The following is an 18,828-nucleotide window of genomic DNA, read 5'->3' on the forward strand; positions in this document are numbered from 1 at the left end:
CCCCTACAGAATTTTTTCACAAATCCTACACGGATTGCTATATATAAGCTGTCCCAACTACAAACTTTTAGACCTGAAATAAAATTGAAATCGCTGCTGCATTTGTTCAATTGAAAGCTTTTGTGTCCAATATTCCACTAACGCATGACCAAAAGCCCAAGCATTTTTTTCGGGGGGATTGGGATTTTCTAACAGTAACGGCCAGAGAGCCAATAAATCAAAATTAATCGAATCAGATTCTCCTGAATTTAATAACATAAACAAATCATAAGCCATTTGCAACTTACCAATCACAACGGGTAATTGTTCGACGGGAATTTGTTCTGCAAGTAATAAAGCTAAGGTAGGAGAACCTGTTGTTAATGTGGAAATAAATCTGAGAATTGGACTTTTTAATAATGCCGTTAATCCTTGAGTTGTTGCCATTTGAAAGGTATAATGATCAATAATTTTAGCCGTTGCTAAAATCCGGGCTTCTCGATTTTTCAAAAACCGGGCTAAACGCAATTGTTTAGCCGGATTAATCGTATCTAAAAGGGCAATCGATAACCCATCAATTCCCCAAGCTTGACGCTGAGTTTGACGATCTTGGGTGACAATCGGTAAAACGCGATCGCAATAGTCTCCTAATTGTTCAATCCGATATTCTGTAGCTTCTCGAATTGCTTTTTCCTTGGGGCGATTTCCCGATTTCCAATCATAGGGCGGTTGCCATTCTCGCATCGGACGTAAGCGATCAACTTGAGTAACAATGATAATAATGGGTAACTCTAACCCCTGCTGTTTAATCTCCTTCAAAAAATCCCCATCCATTTGTAAAGCGGGATCAAGGGCTGGAGTTACTAATAATAACAAATCTGCGTTGGTTGCATAATCTAAAACTTGTTCTCGCAACTCAGGACGATTCACTTGTTCATAACCCGGAGTATCCCATAAATTCAAGCTTTCTCCCGTTTCTATTTGCCACTGATAATTTTGAATTTTATCGGTACTCGGTAACACATCCACAAGGGCTTTATCCGTTTGAAATAGCGTATTAATTAAACTACTTTTTCCCGCGCCTGTGCGTCCCACTAACAGCAAATTAACAGGTTTTTGTTTTAACGTTTCAACGGATTCAGTTTGGGTTAAAATCTCTCGTAAGGTTTGGGTTTTAGCTTGGGGAAGGGAAGGATTTGTAACCGCAAATTCTGTTACGGGTAAAGTATTTCCACTGTACAGAATAATCGCTTGACGACACAAGTTTCTTAAGGCTGATTCTCGTAAAGATTGACCTAAATTAACTAATAATTGTTGTGTGGCTTGATTAGTTGATTTTTGAGTGGTAACTCGCGCTAAAGCAACCGTTGGATTTAATAGCCATTGCGCCCAATTCCACACCCGCCAAAGTTTACGGGCCGAGGGTTCTAATTTCTGATAAACTTGATAAGCTTCATAGCCTTGTCCAACGGTAACTTGATTTAAAACTGGAGATAATTTTTCCATCCATTGATCTAAATCATCCACAGTTCCTCGCATTAATTGATACGCTTGAGGAATATAAATACTGAGGAGAGGATATTTGACTTCAGGATGATAAATATTAGCAACGGTCGTCACCACATCTTGACAGCGTTTCCAAAAGATTAAACTATCTTCCCAAATTGGCGGATCATTTTGGGAGGCTTTTAAAATGTCCTGTAGGGCTGTTTCTACTTGATTAATTGCCTGATTTGCAGTCGATTGAGATATGGGTTGATCAAAGGAGGATTCTAGTTCCTGATTGACTTCAGCAACGACGGTTTCCATCTGTTTAACCAAGGGTTGAGTCCATTTCACTAACAACCAACGCCAACCCAAAAATATCAAGGTAAATACCGCCCAAATCCAATTAATTCCCCAGTCATGAATGGTGACTCCCGCCGCCATTAACAAAAAAATCACCATGATTGTAATCGGCGTGATTAATACAATCCATTGCCATTGTTTAAGTCGAATCATAGTTACACCTTATCAAAAATTTATAGACTACTTTTCAAGCTACATCATTAAATAAGATTTTAACAAATCAAGAAAATGGTATCCCAAACAAACAAAATCCGCTAAAATGTCAACGTCGGCAAAAATTGAGTCATCCCAATGGATAATTTACCCCCAGATTCCCAGGATAACGCCTTGTGGAATCGCGTTAGTACCAATAGTTTAGTGCGGTTTTTATTATTTTTTGCCTCTGGATGGGCATTGATTCTGATTTTTAACTATTTTGAAAACATCTTTTTTACATTTATATTAGCCGCAATTTTAGCTTTTCTTCTCAACTATCCCGTGCGCTATTTAGAGCGATATTTGGGTCGAGGATTAGCCTTGGGAATTGTTATTTTTCTGAGTCTATTTCTGGTTGTGGCTACAGGATTAGCCTTGGGAACGATGTTTTTTAATCAATTTCAACAGCTTCTCAGCCTCGTTGTTGAAAATTTAACCTCAGCCGATAATCCGTTTGACCGCTTACAAGAGTTTTTGACAAATCGGAGAATTAATATTAATCTCGCTCCGATAGAAGCCGAATTTAATAAATCTCTGGGTTCGATGGTAAGCATTTTAGTAGGAACTTTTTCTTCATTACCTAATGCGTTGCTTTCATTTATTATTATTTTTGTGATTGCATTTTTTATGCTGGTTGATGGCGAAAGACTTTGGTTTTTATTGTTAAAACTCATTCCTTATCCCCATCGCAGTCAGTTTTCTGTAGCCCTGCAAAAAAGCTTTTTAGGTTTTTTTAGAGGTCAACTATTACTCTCCTTTTTCTTGGGAATATCTAGTTTTTTAGTTTATAGTACCTTGAGAATTCCTTTCTCATTATCCCTGGCGATTATTGTTGCCTTTTTTGATTTTATTCCAGGGATAGGAGCCACTCTAGGGATTTTAATCATCAGTTTAATTGTTTTAATTCAAAGTGGCTGGTTTTTGACGGTACAAGTATTGTTTGTTAGTGTAATTTTACAACAAATTCAGGACAATTTTATTGCCCCTCGCATTATGCAAAGTGCAGTTAATATTAACCCTGTGGTTTTGTTTTTTGCTTTACTGGTTGGGGCAAAAATTGCTGGAATTCTAGGGGTATTTCTCTCAGTTCCCATTGCAGGGGTAATTGTGAATTTATTAGATATTGAAGAAATGCAATCGAAAGAAGGAAGTAAAGATTCTCTTGAAACAAAAGCCTAAACCCTGGTTTTTCCGTACTTTGTATGTCAAAATATTATCAGTACGGAAGACCCCTTTCTCAAATTTTATACATAAGTTCTGCCTTTCCAACTTCCCCCTTTTCCTTGCCAATATCTTAAGGCTGAATCTAAAGTCATCAACGCATATAAAAATCCAATCAACGGTAAAGTTAACCCCCAAACGGGAGAAAGTCGATAGAGTTTTAAGGTGGGATAATAAGCAATTTCCATCAATAATCCTATTGATGCAGCTAAAAGGATAATTAACCCGTTTCCATGCAGAATTCCCCAAACTAAACCCACAGGAAACATTAAATAAATCAGAATCATTCCAATTAAGGTTAATCCTAATAAAATCATCGAAAAATTAAGTTGGCTAAAGGCTGTTCTAGCAACCATATCCCAAATACTTGCTAAATTCGGATAGGGTCTTAAACTCTGAGTTGTTTCTGTTAGTCCTAACCAAATTGGATAAGAGGATTTAGAGGTAAAAGGAAAGATAAAACGCTTCATAAAAAAAACTATTTTTTCCTCCTTATTAAGGGAGTTTGGGGAGATTAATTTCACAGCTTGTGCTAAAGAACAATCATCAATTAACGCTTGTTTTAAGATTTGTAAGCCACCAATACGAGTTAAGGCTTCCTGGCGAATTAAAATACATCCTCCTGCTGCGGCTGCGAGTTGACTTTGAGGATGATTAACCCACCGAAACGGATATAATTTTTGAAAGAAAAATACAAAGGCGGGAATTAATAATTTTTCCCAGAAACTTTGACATCTTAATAATACCATTAACGATACTAATTGTAATTGTTCCGTTTCGGCTTTTTCTACTAATTGCTTTAAATTATTAGGAGAATGTTCAATATCAGCGTCGGTAAATAAAATATAATCGGGAGGTTTTATTAATTGTTGAGTAGATTTAACGCCCTGTTCCATCGCCCAAAGTTTCCCTGTCCATCCCGCAGGTAAAGGTTGAGATGTGATAATCTTTAATTGGTCTGTTTGATTTAATTTTTTAGCAGTTTCTAGGGCAATATTGGCTGTTCCATCATGGCTTTGATCATCAACTAAAATAATCGAAAATGAACCCGGATAGTTTTGATTAAGAAGCGATCGCAAACTAATTTCAATTAACTCCGCTTCATTTCTCGCTGGCACAATTATAGCAATAGAGGGATAATTTAATAACGGTTCTTGAACTTTTGGAAGTCGTTGATCGGCTTGCCAAAACTGTCCTCGAAACCTTAATAATACAATCCATATTATTAAGGATAATAGCGTTAAAACTAAAATTATATTTTCCATTTTACTATTAAGAAATGCTGGGAGTTTTTAACTGTATTGGTTGCTGGGATAAATAGGAATACAATACATCAGGATCTAAGTCAGCACCGCTATCCCAATAAATAGTTCCCCATTCACTAGAAAGTTTAACTTGATTAAAGTAATCAGGGTTTTTTAAAGGTTCAAATACTCCAGTAAACTGAACGAGTTTAGACACATCAATGATCCCTTCTACTCCATCTTCAAAACGAAGTTTTAGCTGGTAATTTGTTAAGGGATGAACTTCAACAATATCTTTAAGCATGATTTACTCCAAAGGGTCAATTTTATTTAAAATTAGATTTTTTTGAGCTAATTCCCAATTTATGAGTAGATTATATAATAAAATTCTGATTAATTCAATAAAAGACATGATAGAATATTTATAACCTCTTAAAGAAATAATATTCTCAAAAACATTAGCAGGAGTTGAACGGTTAACAATGGAAGCGCAAAATCCAGTTTCTCTAACAACATTAAAAAAGGTGATCGCAGCCAGCCAAAACTTTCTTTTATCTCAACAATATCCCGAAGGCTACTGGTGGGGAGAATTAGAATCTAATGTAACTATTATATCAGAAATTATCCTATTACACAAGATTTGGGGAACTGATAAAACTCGCCCTTTATATAAAGCTGAAACCTATCTGCGTTCTCAACAACGAGATCATGGCGGTTGGGAATTATTTTATGGAGATGGCGGGGAACTCAGTACAACCGTTGAAGCGTATATGGCGTTAAAAATATTAGGGGTATCAGAAATTGATCCCGCCTTAATTAAAGCTAAAGAATTTATTTTAAAACGGGGTGGAATTACTAAAACTCGGATATTTACAAAGCTACATTTAGCTTTAATGGGGTGTTATGACTGGCGCGGGATTCCTTCAATTCCCCCTTGGATTATGTTGTTACCTGAAGGTGCACCTTTTACTATTTATGAAATGTCTAGTTGGGCGAGAAGTAGTACCGTTCCTTTATTAATTGTTTTTGATAAAAAGCCAATTTTTCGGTTTAACCCTAGCCTAAATTTAGATGAATTATATGTAGAAGGAAGACAAAATACTATTTTTGAATTGCCTAAAAATAACGATTGGACGGATATATTCTTAGGGTTGGATAACATCTTTAAATTTGCAGAACTCTTTAATGTTGTCCCCTTACGAGAACAAGGGTTAAAAGCGGCGGAACAATGGATTTTAGAACGACAAGAAGTAACGGGAGATTGGGCAGGAATTATCCCAGCGATGTTAAACTCTTTATTAGCTTTAAAATGCTTAAATTATTCGGTGTCTGACCCCATCGTTCAACGGGGTTTAGAAGCTATTGATAACTTTGCCATTGAAACAGAAGAAACCTATCGGATGCAAGCTTGTGTATCTCCTGTTTGGGATACAGCCTGGGTTATTCGAGCTTTAATTGAGTCAGGAATTACCCCAGATCATAATACTATTGTTAAAAGTTCAGACTGGTTAATCCGCCAACAAATTTTAGATTATGGAGATTGGATTGTTAAAAATAAACAGGGAAAACCCGGAGGATGGGCGTTTGAGTTTACCAATCGATTTTATCCTGATTTAGATGATTCAGCCGTTGTGGTGATGGCGTTAAATCAAGCTAAAATTCCTGATGAATCCTTGAAAATCGCAACTATAATTCGAGGCATTGATTGGATGATCTCAATGCAATGTAAAGCCGGAGGGTGGGCTGCTTTTGATATTGATAATGATCAAGATTGGATTAATGCCGTTCCTTATGGGGATTTAAAAGCCATGATTGATCCAAATACGGCGGATGTTACGGCAAGAGTTATTGAAATGTTAGGAGAATTAGACCCGAATTGCTCAGAATTTCAATTTAAAATTCAATCACTCAAACCTGCAATTGAACGGGCAATTTCTTATCTAAAACAAGAACAAGAAATTGATGGCAGTTGGTTTGGACGTTGGGGAGTTAATTATATTTATGGAACCAGTGGGGTATTGTCAGCATTATCGGTCATTCATCCTGTTTATAAAAAGTGGGGTCATAGTTCTCTTAAACCTGTGATAAAACGGGGGGAAAATTGGTTAGTGAGTTGTCAAAATATTGATGGGGGTTGGGGGGAAACTTGCCACAGTTATAATGATCCACAATTGAAAGGAAAGGGGGTTAGTACCGCCTCTCAAACTGCGTGGGCATTAATTGGTTTAATGGCGACGGGACAAGCAACAGGAAACTATGAAATGCAGGCAATTACAGGGGGAATTAACTATTTAATTTCAACCCAACTTTCCGATGGTCGCTGGGATGAATCAGAATTTACGGGAACTGGATTTCCCGGTCATTTTTATATCAAATATCATTATTATCAACATTATTTCCCGTTGTTGGCATTAGGTCGTTATCAAAAATTACAACAACTTTAACTTAATTGGGGGTGGGTTTGACTGATTAAAACCTTAATATTTGTCAGGACGGGATTAAGGGTTTATAATTTTTGGGATTAGGGCTAAAGCCCAACAAGGAGCTAATTTGAAGGAAAAATGGGGAATCGAGAAAAGGTGATTGTTGCATTGGGTGTGATAGCATCGATTACATCTTTGGTGATTGGAATGGCAAGAACAGCTACAGTGTCGGAAAAAATTAGGGTGAAACCGGATTATGAACGATTAGCTCATTTATTAGCAGCAAAACAATTGACTAAAGCTGAACGTCAAACCTATAGAATGATGTTATTAGCTTTAGAAAAAAATACGAAATATTCTGATCCAATTGAGTTAAATCAACAGGATATTGCTAAATTTCCCTGTCAAGATTTAAGGAAAATAGAAAAAATTTGGCATCCTTATACCCAGGGAAATATTCATTTTAGAAATAAAATCATGAGTTGGCAGAATGATCAACAAAATTTAAGTTCCGCTATTACTTCTCGATTGGATATTTGTAGAATTGAAGATATCAAAAATTCCACTGTTAAGCAACACAGTCCCGAAAAGTAGACAATTGGATACAATTAGGGTTGAGAGGAAAAACTGGGGAACGGTTTACGGTTAAAATAGGATTAGGAGATGTTAATATTGTGGAATATTTCGTTATCTGAACGCAGGAGGTTGTGATGTCTGTACCGTTACTCAGACGATTATTCACAGTCAAAGAATATCACAAAATAGTTGAAGCAGGTGTTTTTTCTCCTGACGATCAAATCGAATTAATCCAAGGAGAAATTATTAAAATGTCCCCAATAGGTAAACGACACGCGGCTACTGTTAATCGCTTGGTGAGACTATTCACTCAACTGTTAGGAGAAGATATTATTCTTTCTCCTCAAAATCCCATTGAGTTGAATAATAATTCTGAACCCCAACCCGACATCGCACTTCTATTACCTCGTTCAGATTTCTATGAGTCAAAACTTCCTCAACCTCAAGATGTTTTATTATTAGTAGAGGTAGCAGATACAACGGCTAATTATGATCGAGAAGTCAAAATTCCTATTTATGCTCAAGGGAGTATTCTTGAAGTTTGGTTAGTGGATCTCAATCAGCAATGTGTAGAAGTATATCGAGAACCGATTTCTAATCGTTATCAAAATATGCAGAAGTTAAGGCGAGGTGATTTTTTATTTATACAATTTTTTCCTAATTTTAGTATTAGCGTTGATCAAGTTTTAGGGAAAATAGTATGATTGAGAAAAGCGGATGTTTTCTATTACCTACCATTGACCCTGACTGATTAAGAGATTCTTAATGATTTTCCGGCTCTGAGTCAATAGAATATTTGAGCTTGCTTAAGTTTTGTAACAAATAGAGTTTAAAATAGATGATGGGAATAGTTTAGTGTTTAAATAGGATTAGAAGATGCTAATATTGTCGAAAATTTTGTCATCTAATCTAACCAGGAGAAGGCGATGGCGAAGTTAGGAGTGCTGACTTTTGCAGAGGGAGACTTCGATAATAGAGGTTTTTCGGTAACGTTACAATTACGGGAAGAGGGGAAACCTGCGACTATTCAGGAAACCGGAGCTTTACCGCCAGACCCAGAACTGATTGAATATTACAACAGTTGGAAAGTGACTTATTATGGCTTTCTGGGGATAAAAGTTAGAGTATTAAAGCCAAAAGCAGGACAAATAACTAACTTTTCAATTGGTGATGTTAATACAAAAGCTGATAATTTAAGCCAACATTTTAATCAATGGTTAAAATCGCCACAATTTAGTCATGTTAGAGAAGAATTGATTGCCCATTTAAAAGAAGATGATGAAGTCAGGTTTATTATCCAAACTGCAAATAGGGATCTCCGCAAACTTCCCTGGCATCTTTGGGATATATTAGAACGTTATCCTAAAGCAGAAATTAGTGTCGGTGCGCCCAAATTTAAACAAGTAACAGCAGCCAAAGTTGCTAATAATCACGTTAATATTTTGGCAATTTTGGGCGATGATGAGGGGATTAATGTTGAAGAAGATCGAAAATTTTTAGATTCTATTCCGGGTGCTAAAGTTGAGTTTTTAGTTAAACCTAACCGCCAAGAACTTAACGATAAACTCTGGGAACAGTCTTGGGATATTCTCTTTTTTGCCGGACATAGCCGCACTGAAGGAGAGACAGGAATTCTAGATATCAATAAAACTGAGAGTTTAACGATTCCTGATTTAAGATATGCGTTAAAAAAAGCTATTGAAAAAGGTTTACAACTGGCTATTTTTAACTCCTGTGATGGTTTGGGGTTAGCTCAAGATTTAGCCGATTTGAATCTACCTCAAATGATTGTTATGCGAGAACCTGTTCCTGACAAAGTAGCACAGGAATTTTTAAAATATTTTCTGGGTTCTTTTTCGGGGGGTCAGTCGTTTTATTTAGCAGTTAAGGAAGCGAGGGAAAGATTGCAAGGTTTAGAAAGTCATTTTCCTTGTGCGAGTTGGTTGCCTGTTATTTGTCAAAATCCCGCAGAACAACCTTTAACTAGGCAGAATCTTCAAGAGCGACGACTTTATCCTGGCTGGAAGGAGAGAATTACTACATATATCAAAAAATACAGGTTGAGGGAGTTTACTATAGGATTTTTGGCTATTCTTATTGCTATTTTAACTCATTCTTATAATGCAGGTAAAGCTCCCTCTATTTCATATCGACATCTGACAGGAATCAATGGCTATCCGACTTTGACTCTATCTTTGCTCAAACCTACTCTGGAAGATAAGGTTATTAAAAAAATTCTCTCTGAGGTACTGCAAATAGAACACCCACCTGTTGTCTATTCGGATAACCCTGTATTCGAGAGTGTTGAAAGATTCAAACACGAGAGTGGCAACGATGGGTTTATCTCGGAAGTTAATAATTTGCTTGACACCCCTAATAATTTTGCTATGAACTATAGTATAAACGAAAGTAATGTTACAAAAAAGGGTAATATTAGTTTGCACGGTTCTGCAAACTCTGAAAAAATTAGCCAAACTAGACAAAAACACTTTGATAATACTATGGAGGCAGAAAATTATGCTTATACGCTGCCGCCTTATGCTTCATTTTTCATGCCTTTCCAAGATTCTATCGAGGATGCTCCTTATACTTCTCTCGTGAAGGAATCAGAATCACCCCAAAATTTTATACTTCAGTATCCTAAATTTTCTGAAGTCAGCAAATTAGCAAAATATTATGGATTGTTTGATAATCAAACAAATATTTGGATTCAACGAATTATTAAGAATAATCCTAACGCTAGGGGATTCTTTTCTTTTTTGTATTTATTTCAAGAGCAGCCTAATTATAGTATATTTAATGGTAATGATTGGAAAGATGATTCTTGTATACCCTCTCCTATCCAGAACTATAACCTACTTTTAAGCCAATTAGACTCTGTTCCATATATTAAATTGATGGATGTTAAAAACTTGAAAAGCTATCCTATTAATCTAAAATCTATTGGTTATAATTTATTGAATAAATCTCCCTATGAATTAACGATTATCGATCAACGTGAGTTGGTGTTTAAAAAAGCATCAACAAAAATTGATAAAGACATAAATATTAATTTAGATCCTGGCCAGCATTTATTTATACCCATAGAGTTTGGATTTTATACAATTCCTCTAAACCTAAACAAAACATTTGGCAAATATATAGATTTAGATGATAGCCAAAAAATAGAAATATCTCAAAAAGGCAAACCTTTGTATATAAGTCAACCCTTACCAGAAAGCATTTATAAAAAACTAGAACAACCACCTGATTCTGAATTAGAACGCGCAAAAATTAATAAATATTTACTGGTTTCAAAAAATTTATCTAAAAATTTTGTTGCCAAAACTAGCACTTTAGAAGAATTACTTAATAAGATCCCGAAAAGATTTGCTGTTGGCTCTATACTCAATGTAAGTTACCTGGAAATTAACGATACGAAGATTATGATTAGTCCTCCCAAGGATGAGCCAATTTTTTATATATCATCTTCTTTTGGATTAGGATGCTGACACTGAATTAATCTGGTGTTGTGAAAAAGCGATCTCCATCAACTCAAGACCAAACCTGTAATTTATCATCAATAATAATCAAATTGATCTCAACTGCAAACTCACAAAATATGCTATAATTTTACTAAATTCAGTAACGAGGCAAACTCTATGAACTTGACTACGACACAACACAAGTATATAGAACTGAATGAAAACAACGTTCCCTACATTGCTGGAACAACTATGAAAGTAATTGAATTAGTTTCCGGTCATCTTGCTTTTGGCTGGAGTCCCGAAGAAATTAAATTTCAACATCCCTATTTAAGCATGAGTCAAATTTATTCTACCTTAGCTTACTATTGGGATAATAAAGAAGAACTAGATGCCGATATACAGCGACGATTTGAGAATGTTGAAACGTTACGTCAACAAGCAGGTGAATCTGCTTTAGTTAAAAAACTTCGCACCCAAGGGGACTTAGAAATAATTGCCAAAGCCAGTGAACCAGAAGATTTAGTTAACCAAGTTCAATACTTACCTTTGTAATGAATTCTTGAATAAAGCGATTGAAAAATAGAAACCGGGTTTTTGCAGTTAACTTGAATTCACAAATTGAGTTTTGTTGAAAAACCCGGTTTCTTGACTGCATTTCTACTTAGCTAAATTTCTGTGTAATCGATTATTAAAATCAAAATCTACGCTGGAATTTACCCCACAGCAAACTCAGTAAATTGACGAATATAAGGGGCTTTAAACGCTAAAACAATATCTTCTTTAGCAACTCCCGCAGCGACCAACTCATTCGCTATTCCTGTTTCTGTTCTATCCCTCTGAATCCAAATTTTACCATCTTTTATATCGACGTGAATCACACAACCATAAACCCGTTTTTGCTCTTCCCAACCCAAATGAACAACTTGATAATGCTCCCTTTCCGAGTCAAATAGTAATTGTACTTCTGTCTCAGTATCTAAATCATTTCTTGAGTGTTGAGTCAAAATTGTTTGGACTAATTCTCTGTAGTTTATTCTTTCCATAAAACGATTTCCTCTTGAATAGCATCAAAAATAAGTAACTTGAGTTGATGTTCAGCAATTAATTCTTGAATAAATTGATTGCTGAAAAAATCATGATACACATCTTGGTTTATTGCCAAATACAAAATCCGATTAGCTTGTTTCTTTCTAAGAGCAGAACGATAGCTAAGGAATTGACCTAAAGCTATATAAAAGCTGGCTAAATCTGATGCACCAATAAAAGATTTAATTTCTACAGCAATCTTGAAACCATCTTTCTCAGCCGCGAGAATTTTTTCCCCTGCTAAGTCAATAAAAAAATCAAGTTCCTCTACTTTGATAAATAGAGGGTCATGAGTAATTATCCATCTCTCCTTTTCTAAGGCTGAACGAACAGCATTGTGAAATATATCTTTAGCTGACATATATAGTAGCAAACTACTGGGATAATAATGAATTGACAAGGCAATTGCTAAAGCTACTCATAACCCTAACCCACAGAAACCGGGTTTTTGCAGTTAACTTGACTTCTGCAATTAAGGTTTATTGAAAAACCCGGTTTCTTGACTTTTTGTTGTTAACTTGACTTCACAAATTGAGTTTTGTTGAAAAACCCGGTTTCTTAATTAAAGCTTGATTGTCACCGTCTTAATTTCGGTGTATTGTTGCAAACCGTATTCCCCTAATTCACGCCCGATTCCAGATTGTTTGAATCCGCCAAAGGGTGCAGCCGCATCGAAAACATCATAACAATTTACCCACACTGTACCCGCCCGGAGACTGTTAGCAATGGTATGAGCTTTAGTAATATCTTGTGTCCAAACCGCAGCAGCCAGACCATAGATTGTATTATTAGCCCGTTCAATCACCTCGTTGATATCTTTAAACTTGATAATACTCATCACCGGCCCAAAGATTTCTTCTTGAGCAATCTTCATCTCATCCCGAACATTTGCGAAAATAGTAGGCTCGATAAAGAAACCGCGATCGCCCACACGATGACCCCCGCATAACATCTGGGCATCTTCTTTTATACCCGATTCAATGTAACTCATCACCTTATTAAACTGCTCTTGATCCACCTGCGGCCCTTGCTGAGTTTGAGGATCAAACGGATCGCCGACGACTCGTTGTTTAGCACGTTCAACGGTTTTGGCAACAAACTCGTCATAGCATTTTTCTTCCACGAACACCCGCGACCCCGCACAGCAGCATTGTCCTTGGTTAAAGAATAGACCAAAGTGAGTTCCTTCGATGGCTGCATCCATATTGGCATCGGCAAAAATAATATTAGGACTCTTACCACCCAATTCCAAAGTCACACGCTTGAGATTGCTTTTGGCAGCAGCTTCCATAATTAAATGTCCCACTTCCGTTGATCCCGTAAAAGCCACCTTATCAATGTCATTATGGTGAGAAATTGCTGCCCCGGCTGTTGGCCCGTAGCCCGATAAAATGTTAACGACGCCGGGAGGAAAACCCGCTTCAACGATAAGGGAACCGATCCGTAACCCGGATAAAGGAGTTTGTTCGGCGGTTTTAAGTACAACGGTATTCCCGGTTGCTAAGGCTGGAGCTAACTTCCAAGCCTGCATTAACAGAGGGAAATTCCAGGGGATAATCTGACCGACTACACCGATAGGTTCATGGCGAGTATAACAGAAATAAGAACCGTTAATCGGAATGGTTTTGCCTTGAATTTTATCAGCCCACCCAGCATAATAACGATAGCAAGCAATCACCAAGGGCAAATCAATATTCAGTGAATCCGTAAACGGTTTACCATTATCCAAGGATTCTAACTGTGCTAATTCTACAATGTTTTGTTCAATTAAATCTGCTAATTTGTACAGCAGTTCGCCCCGTTTCGTCGCTGACATTTGTGGCCAATTGCCACGAGTAAATGCCGTTCTTGCCGCTTTAACAGCCTGATCAACATCAGCGGCGTCAGCCTCCGCTACATCACAGATGATCTCACCTGTCGTGGGGTTAATGGTCTGAAAGCGACGACCCGAAACGCTATTCACCCATTCATTATTGATCAGTAACTGAGTTGGCCCAATTTTCACTTTTTGATCGGGTCTGATGGATGTCACCATGATTTATTCCTTTATTAAAATTGAAGTTTTGATCTCCTATAATTTTCGTTAATTGAAACCCCTTTTTGGCAAATCTTAATACAAATTTCATGATGTTTAATGAATAAAAGGTCAGTATTTATGCGGATATAAGCAGATTAAATGGGTAAAAAATGCGTCATCCTTTATCCTCTATTTAGATTCATTAATTCCTTTAAACCGTTCTTTTGCTGTTTTGAATGCTTCTTCCATAACAACTTGAATTCTTTGCGGATCAGGTTTTTTTCCTCCCATTAAATCCCCAAAATAAACACAAGCTCCTTCCCCTAATGCCCAAGTATAAGCAGCAGCCCAAGACGCAGCAATAACACTGCCAAAACCGGGAATAAATTTAATTAATTCTCGACCGATCATTTGGGCTAAAAATCCTCCGGCGATCGCACTAACTAAGCCCCCTGCTTGAGATAGATTTAAAGTTTTTCCATAAAGATTTCCTAATAATACCACCAGAGAAACTTGCAGGGTGGTTAAGACAGGCATTGTAGCAAAGGGAATCGGAACAGCCGCAACGGTCGCAGCCATAATACTAAAGGCTAAAATATACCGTCTTCCTACATCTCGATAGATATTTCCCAGTTGATTGTTAACTTCTCCATTTAATAATTGATGAATGGTTCTTGCTTCGGCTTCAGGAAGTAAATTGGCTAAGGTATCCCGTAACGCTTCTAAGCCATAATATACAGGGGTATAGCCATCTTCTTCTAAGGTAAAATCAATTAAAACAGCCTGATCATATAACCCTTTAAAGGCTAATTTTAATTCTGCAAAAGCTCGATTAATATCTTCAAAATTGGGGGGATAAATCGGATGGTTATCAATTTGGGGAGGATAAAGTTCATGGACACAAGTAACCACTAATAAACAAGGAATATTAGGATATTTTTTCCGTAAGCTTTGGGCAATTGTTCGTAATGTATTCGTTGCAAAATCGTTAATTTTAACCGTTAGAATTAAAACCCTTGCTCCTTGGCTTTCTTGTTGTAAATCCCCAATTAATTCTTGAATAATTAGATCAGTATTTTGATTAATATCTCCTAAACCAACGGTATCTTTAAAAATCAGTAAGGGTAAGTCATTAGAGGGGTAGGCATAACGTTGAGTATGTTGAGTATGGGGGCGAAATCCTTGACCAACAATTTCGGCTGAAACCCCCGTTAACCCTCGAACAATTGAGCTTTTTCCCGCTTGCGGTTTGCCAATTAATAAGGCTTCTGTAGTGGGAAGTTCTGCCCGAACCTTTTCTAAAATCTCAGCAATTTGAGTTTCATTAACACTAAACCATTGGACAACGGTTTGAGCTATTTGGTCAGTCGGGAAAAGTCCTTTAAGTTGTTGGGTTGTCCAACTCCAACCGGCTGCAATTCCATCCATCCAAGAGGAATTAACAGAGGTTGATTGATTGGGCGTTTCAGGCACCGGGGAGGAGATTTGAGAATCCGGGATTTCAGTCATAGGTCAAGTTTGATATTCTCTACTTTGATTCTAGTTTAAGGTTAAAATCCTATTCCTCGGTTTCGGTTATCCTCCCCTGTTTCCCCTCGAATTCAGACCCATAAAATAAAATCAGGGTAGGTATCACCTACCCCGGCTTTTTAACCCTACAATTTCTTATTTAAACAATATTGATGATTTTATTCTCGATAGCCGGGACGAGTGGTAACGTGGGGATCACGATAGGTTTCGTGATGGGTTTTGGGCTGACGAAATAAGTTTGCTAAACCAATTAACCCCAGAAGTCCTAACCAACCCCAGTTATTATTATCATCTCTTGTTTCTTGAAATGGAGTTGTATCAATAGTAGGACTATTAGGATTAGTTTGAGCTTGAGCCGGTAAGGAAGCCGGAAATATAGCTAAACTTAAAGCAATTATTCCTGTACCCAAAAGCTGTTGCACAGACGGTTTAATTCTCATGAGTAATCCTCTATTTTAGTAGCGGTTTGGTGCTTCATCGGTGGTGCGATAACGGGGTGCTGGATCTTCATTTTTACGAGCTAAACCAGCTAAACCAATTAAACCGAGCAGACCCAACCAACCCCAATCAAAATCTCGATCTCCTGCGGTTTGGCTGTAGGTTGTATTGGTGTTATCTGTGCCTGTTGTGCCTGTATCTGTGGGTGTGGTTTGAGCAGAAGCAGACAATGTAGAAGGCAGAACTGCTAAACTTAAAGCTAAGGCAGTAGCACTGACTAATTTGGGTAAAGAATTCAGTTTCATGAATTAATCTCCTTGGATATTCGCTCGGTTAAGATGTGAATCAACGATTTAGAATTAAAATCGGGCTTCAGCAATGTAAGCGATGTTTTAAATGTAGGGGATTTGTCTGCCTATTTCCTCCCTCTTTAGCCATAACATAAAGTCAAGTACAGTTAACACTAAAGAGATAGATTCCTTCTTAATGGAGAGTTTAAATTTATAGCTTCACCTTTTTAATACTTTTGAAGTTAATCTCAATCCTAAAATCCTTCTATTCCATAACAAATTCTTTCTTAAACCAGTTTTTGTCAGATCATAAAAGCCTTAAAGTTAGAGGTCAGCTTAATTGAGCAACCCCAAACCCCTAAATTGATGAAGGAGAGTACAAATCCCAAAATTTAAGGTAATATAGCTAAATCAAGAACCCTGAATTTCTGTTGGTATTGGCAAAATTGAGATATCACTATAGTTAATTTTCAATGATACATCAACAAGCTTAATGAGGGACTTTAGCTCCAGACTGGGGTTTGTACCCACAAAACAACAGCTTTGTTTGAAATTCAGTTCCCAATTTTACGGTGATGCCTTTTTCCGAGTTAGTGGGCGGAATATCCGGGCGGGGAAGAATCTCAGGAAAGAGCGAATGGGTTTAAGGTGAATAGTATGCTAATAGTAGCGTACTTGTTGGCAAGTTATGTTAGTGTTGAGGTAGCATAATTTAACATACTTATGGTAACAAAGAATATTAGGGCCGTTACTTACGTTCCCCCGGACTATCATAAAAAACTGCGTCAGTACATGAAACGGCACAACTTAACGGAAAGTGCAGCGTTAGTCCAAATGATTAAACAGTTCTTTGATGGGGAACAGCCTCAACTCAATTCTGAACTGCGAACGGAGGTCGAAGAAATTGTACAAGACCAAGTAAAACTGTTAAAAGGAGATATTGACCTTTTAAAAGGACAAATCGCCTTGATGCAGCAATTATTAGACAAAACTGTCACGACTGAAACGACTCGTCGTGGAGCTAATTCTACTAATAATAATAATCCTAGAAATTTATTGAGGTTGACACCCAAAACAGAAGAAGAATTAACTCGCCGCTTAGGAGTAAATACAGGAAGTGTTGCCAAAGAATTTTCCAAAGGTGCAGAACATTTTAGCTATTGGAGTCAACAAAAAGATCCCAGTGGTATTGGTTGGCACAGACGGGGGGATGGTTTGTACTATCCGGTTTAAATAATTACACTTCCTTTTCGACCCAAACTGTTACCGCCGCAACGGCAATTAACATCTCATCATTTTTGTCTTGAAATTCTTCAATTGCCCGTCCTTGTACCACCATTCCCCCAGTCTCAACGGTAATTGTTTTCTGTCCAAAGGGTAAAACGGCCAATACTTCTTCGGTTCTGACTTGTTCAGGATAGGGAACGGCAATTTGCACTTCTACAATCATTTCATTGGGATGATTTAATCCTGCTACTTCCCAAATTCCGGGTAAGGCATTATGGGCGATCGCATTTCTAAGCGCCCTAGCAGCGGCAACCGTAGGTTCCTGTCCATGTTGATCAACCCCCATCCCCATTTCAATGACAAACCGTTTTTTAGCCATAATTCTCAAGCTTTTTTTACTGAATTAATTCTACTACACAGGGGAATTGTTCTCAGAAACTTGATGACTAATGGCCTGATAAGTATATTCGGGACAGTCAGAATCTGAATGAGTTTCTAAACATTCAACTTCCACTTTCATTTGGTTCATTTCTGCCATTCCAAAAATAGTGGCAAAGGCAATATCCGCCGCATCTCGTCCCGTTCCAATTCTAATTAATCCATTGCGGGGAGCGAGACGAGTGGCATCAAATAAGTACCAGCGATCGCCTAAATACGCCTCAAAATAAGCATGAAAGTCCGGGGGTTGGAGTTTATAAGCATAACCCGATGCAAACCGAGCCGGAATATTTAAAGATCGACAAAAGGCAATTCCTAAATGGGCAAAATCTCGACAAACTCCCGCCCGTTCTGTTACCGTATCAAAGGCAGAGGTATGTTGATCACTGCTCCCCGATAAGTAAGTGACGTTATCATAAATCCAATTACAAATTGCCGTTACTCTGGAATAATCGGGCAATAAATGACCGAATTCTGATTGAGCAAAACGCATTAATCGGTCAGATTGACAATAGCGACTTGGATAAATATATTGTAATAATTCTAAGGGAAGTTGAGCAATCGGAACTTCATTAATCGTTGTGGGATTTGTTTCATCATAAATGACATCAACAAAAGCTTGATAGGATAAGTGTAAATTTCCCGAAGGGACATTAATCCGAATATAACGATTATCTAAAACCGGAGCAATATATTCCTCATGATTTAGATCAGGTTCTAAACAAAGATATTCTTCTAAAATGTTTTGATTTGGGGTTTTAGCAACATTAACATTGAAAATAAACGTACTATTGGCACTGACCTGATAATCTAATTCACAACCGACTTTAAATTTCATAATGACCCCCC

18 protein-coding genes are annotated in these 18,828 nt (G+C 37.3%); 7 read left to right on the forward strand and 11 right to left on the reverse strand.

The features are described 5' to 3' along the window. Positions 1-57 precede the first annotated feature (57 nt). Positions 58-1,980 carry a GTPase family protein gene (locus IQ236_RS09615; RefSeq protein WP_193869060.1) on the reverse strand — a complete coding sequence of 641 codons (1,923 nt, stop codon included), beginning with the start codon at positions 1,978-1,980 and terminating at the stop codon, positions 58-60. Between the two features lie 138 nt (positions 1,981-2,118). Here IQ236_RS09615 and IQ236_RS09620 point away from each other — a divergent pair, with 138 nt between their 5' ends. Further along, positions 2,119-3,201, forward strand: coding sequence for an AI-2E family transporter (locus IQ236_RS09620; RefSeq protein ID WP_193869061.1), 1,083 nt, complete (start codon positions 2,119-2,121; stop codon positions 3,199-3,201). 65 nt (positions 3,202-3,266) lie between these two features. On the opposite strand, the gene IQ236_RS09625 is transcribed toward IQ236_RS09620, so the two are convergent. Continuing rightward, positions 3,267-4,508 carry a glycosyltransferase gene (locus IQ236_RS09625; protein WP_193869062.1) on the reverse strand — a complete coding sequence of 414 codons (1,242 nt, stop codon included), beginning with the start codon at positions 4,506-4,508 and terminating at the stop codon, positions 3,267-3,269. A 7-nt stretch (positions 4,509-4,515) separates the two neighbouring features. Next, positions 4,516-4,791 (reverse strand): DUF2442 domain-containing protein, encoded by a 276-nt coding sequence (locus tag IQ236_RS09630; protein WP_193869063.1) that lies wholly within the window; start codon positions 4,789-4,791, stop codon positions 4,516-4,518. 178 nt (positions 4,792-4,969) lie between these two features. Here IQ236_RS09630 and shc point away from each other — a divergent pair, with 178 nt between their 5' ends. The 5 genes from shc to IQ236_RS09655 all read left to right on the forward strand — a co-directional run bounded on the left by shc (position 4,970) and on the right by IQ236_RS09655 (position 11,505). Continuing rightward, positions 4,970-6,931 carry a squalene--hopene cyclase gene (gene shc / locus IQ236_RS09635; RefSeq protein WP_193869064.1) on the forward strand — a complete coding sequence of 654 codons (1,962 nt, stop codon included), beginning with the start codon at positions 4,970-4,972 and terminating at the stop codon, positions 6,929-6,931. A gap of 117 nt (positions 6,932-7,048) precedes the next feature. Beyond that, the gene (locus IQ236_RS09640; protein WP_193869065.1) at positions 7,049-7,504 is read left to right on the forward strand and encodes a GUN4 domain-containing protein; all 456 of its coding nucleotides are present in this window, start codon (positions 7,049-7,051) and stop codon (positions 7,502-7,504) included. Between the two features lie 116 nt (positions 7,505-7,620). Next, positions 7,621-8,190: a Uma2 family endonuclease gene (locus IQ236_RS09645; RefSeq protein WP_193869066.1), complete on the forward strand. Its 570-nt coding sequence runs from the start codon at positions 7,621-7,623 to the stop codon at positions 8,188-8,190. Positions 8,191-8,412: 222 nt separating this feature from the next. Beyond that, positions 8,413-10,977: a CHAT domain-containing protein gene (locus IQ236_RS09650; protein ID WP_193869067.1), complete on the forward strand. Its 2,565-nt coding sequence runs from the start codon at positions 8,413-8,415 to the stop codon at positions 10,975-10,977. A gap of 150 nt (positions 10,978-11,127) precedes the next feature. Then, complete coding sequence (locus IQ236_RS09655) at positions 11,128-11,505, forward strand: DUF433 domain-containing protein (protein WP_193869068.1); 378 nt, start codon at positions 11,128-11,130, stop codon at positions 11,503-11,505. A gap of 161 nt (positions 11,506-11,666) precedes the next feature. Here the strand turns inward: IQ236_RS09655 and IQ236_RS09660 are convergent, their stop codons facing one another. The 6 genes from IQ236_RS09660 to IQ236_RS09685 all read right to left on the reverse strand — a co-directional run bounded on the left by IQ236_RS09660 (position 11,667) and on the right by IQ236_RS09685 (position 16,329). Then, positions 11,667-11,996 (reverse strand): XisI protein, encoded by a 330-nt coding sequence (locus IQ236_RS09660; protein WP_193869069.1) that lies wholly within the window; start codon positions 11,994-11,996, stop codon positions 11,667-11,669. After that, entirely contained in the window at positions 11,984-12,400 is a 417-nt protein-coding gene (locus IQ236_RS09665) for a XisH family protein (RefSeq protein ID WP_193869070.1), read from the reverse strand. The genes IQ236_RS09660 and IQ236_RS09665 overlap by 13 nt, the downstream gene beginning before the upstream one ends. Positions 12,401-12,601: 201 nt before the next feature. Next, on the reverse strand, positions 12,602-14,074 hold the full coding sequence (locus tag IQ236_RS09670) for an aldehyde dehydrogenase family protein (protein WP_193869071.1): 1,473 nt from the start codon (positions 14,072-14,074) through the stop codon (positions 12,602-12,604). Between the two features lie 171 nt (positions 14,075-14,245). Next, a complete protein-coding gene (locus tag IQ236_RS09675; protein ID WP_193869072.1) occupies positions 14,246-15,565 on the reverse strand; it encodes a YcjF family protein in 1,320 nt (439 codons plus the stop codon). A gap of 179 nt (positions 15,566-15,744) precedes the next feature. Then, a complete protein-coding gene (locus IQ236_RS09680) occupies positions 15,745-16,026 on the reverse strand; it encodes a WGxxGxxG family protein (RefSeq protein WP_193869073.1) in 282 nt (93 codons plus the stop codon). 15 nt (positions 16,027-16,041) lie between these two features. Then, a complete protein-coding gene (locus IQ236_RS09685; RefSeq protein WP_193869074.1) occupies positions 16,042-16,329 on the reverse strand; it encodes a WGxxGxxG family protein in 288 nt (95 codons plus the stop codon). A gap of 708 nt (positions 16,330-17,037) precedes the next feature. On the opposite strand from IQ236_RS09685, the gene IQ236_RS09690 reads away from it, so the two are divergent. Next, positions 17,038-17,547 carry a hypothetical protein gene (locus IQ236_RS09690; RefSeq protein ID WP_193869075.1) on the forward strand — a complete coding sequence of 170 codons (510 nt, stop codon included), beginning with the start codon at positions 17,038-17,040 and terminating at the stop codon, positions 17,545-17,547. A gap of 4 nt (positions 17,548-17,551) precedes the next feature. Here IQ236_RS09690 and IQ236_RS09695 read toward each other — a convergent pair whose 3' ends face one another. Then, a complete protein-coding gene (locus IQ236_RS09695; protein WP_190519558.1) occupies positions 17,552-17,920 on the reverse strand; it encodes a Lin0512 family protein in 369 nt (122 codons plus the stop codon). A 33-nt stretch (positions 17,921-17,953) separates the two neighbouring features. Next, the gene (locus tag IQ236_RS09700) at positions 17,954-18,817 is read right to left on the reverse strand and encodes a transglutaminase-like domain-containing protein (RefSeq protein ID WP_193869076.1); all 864 of its coding nucleotides are present in this window, start codon (positions 18,815-18,817) and stop codon (positions 17,954-17,956) included. Between the last annotated feature and the right edge of the window lie 11 nt (positions 18,818-18,828).

It is taken from the genome of Planktothrix mougeotii LEGE 06226, from assembly GCF_015207485.1.
Classification (GTDB): domain Bacteria; phylum Cyanobacteriota; class Cyanobacteriia; order Cyanobacteriales; family Microcoleaceae; genus Planktothrix.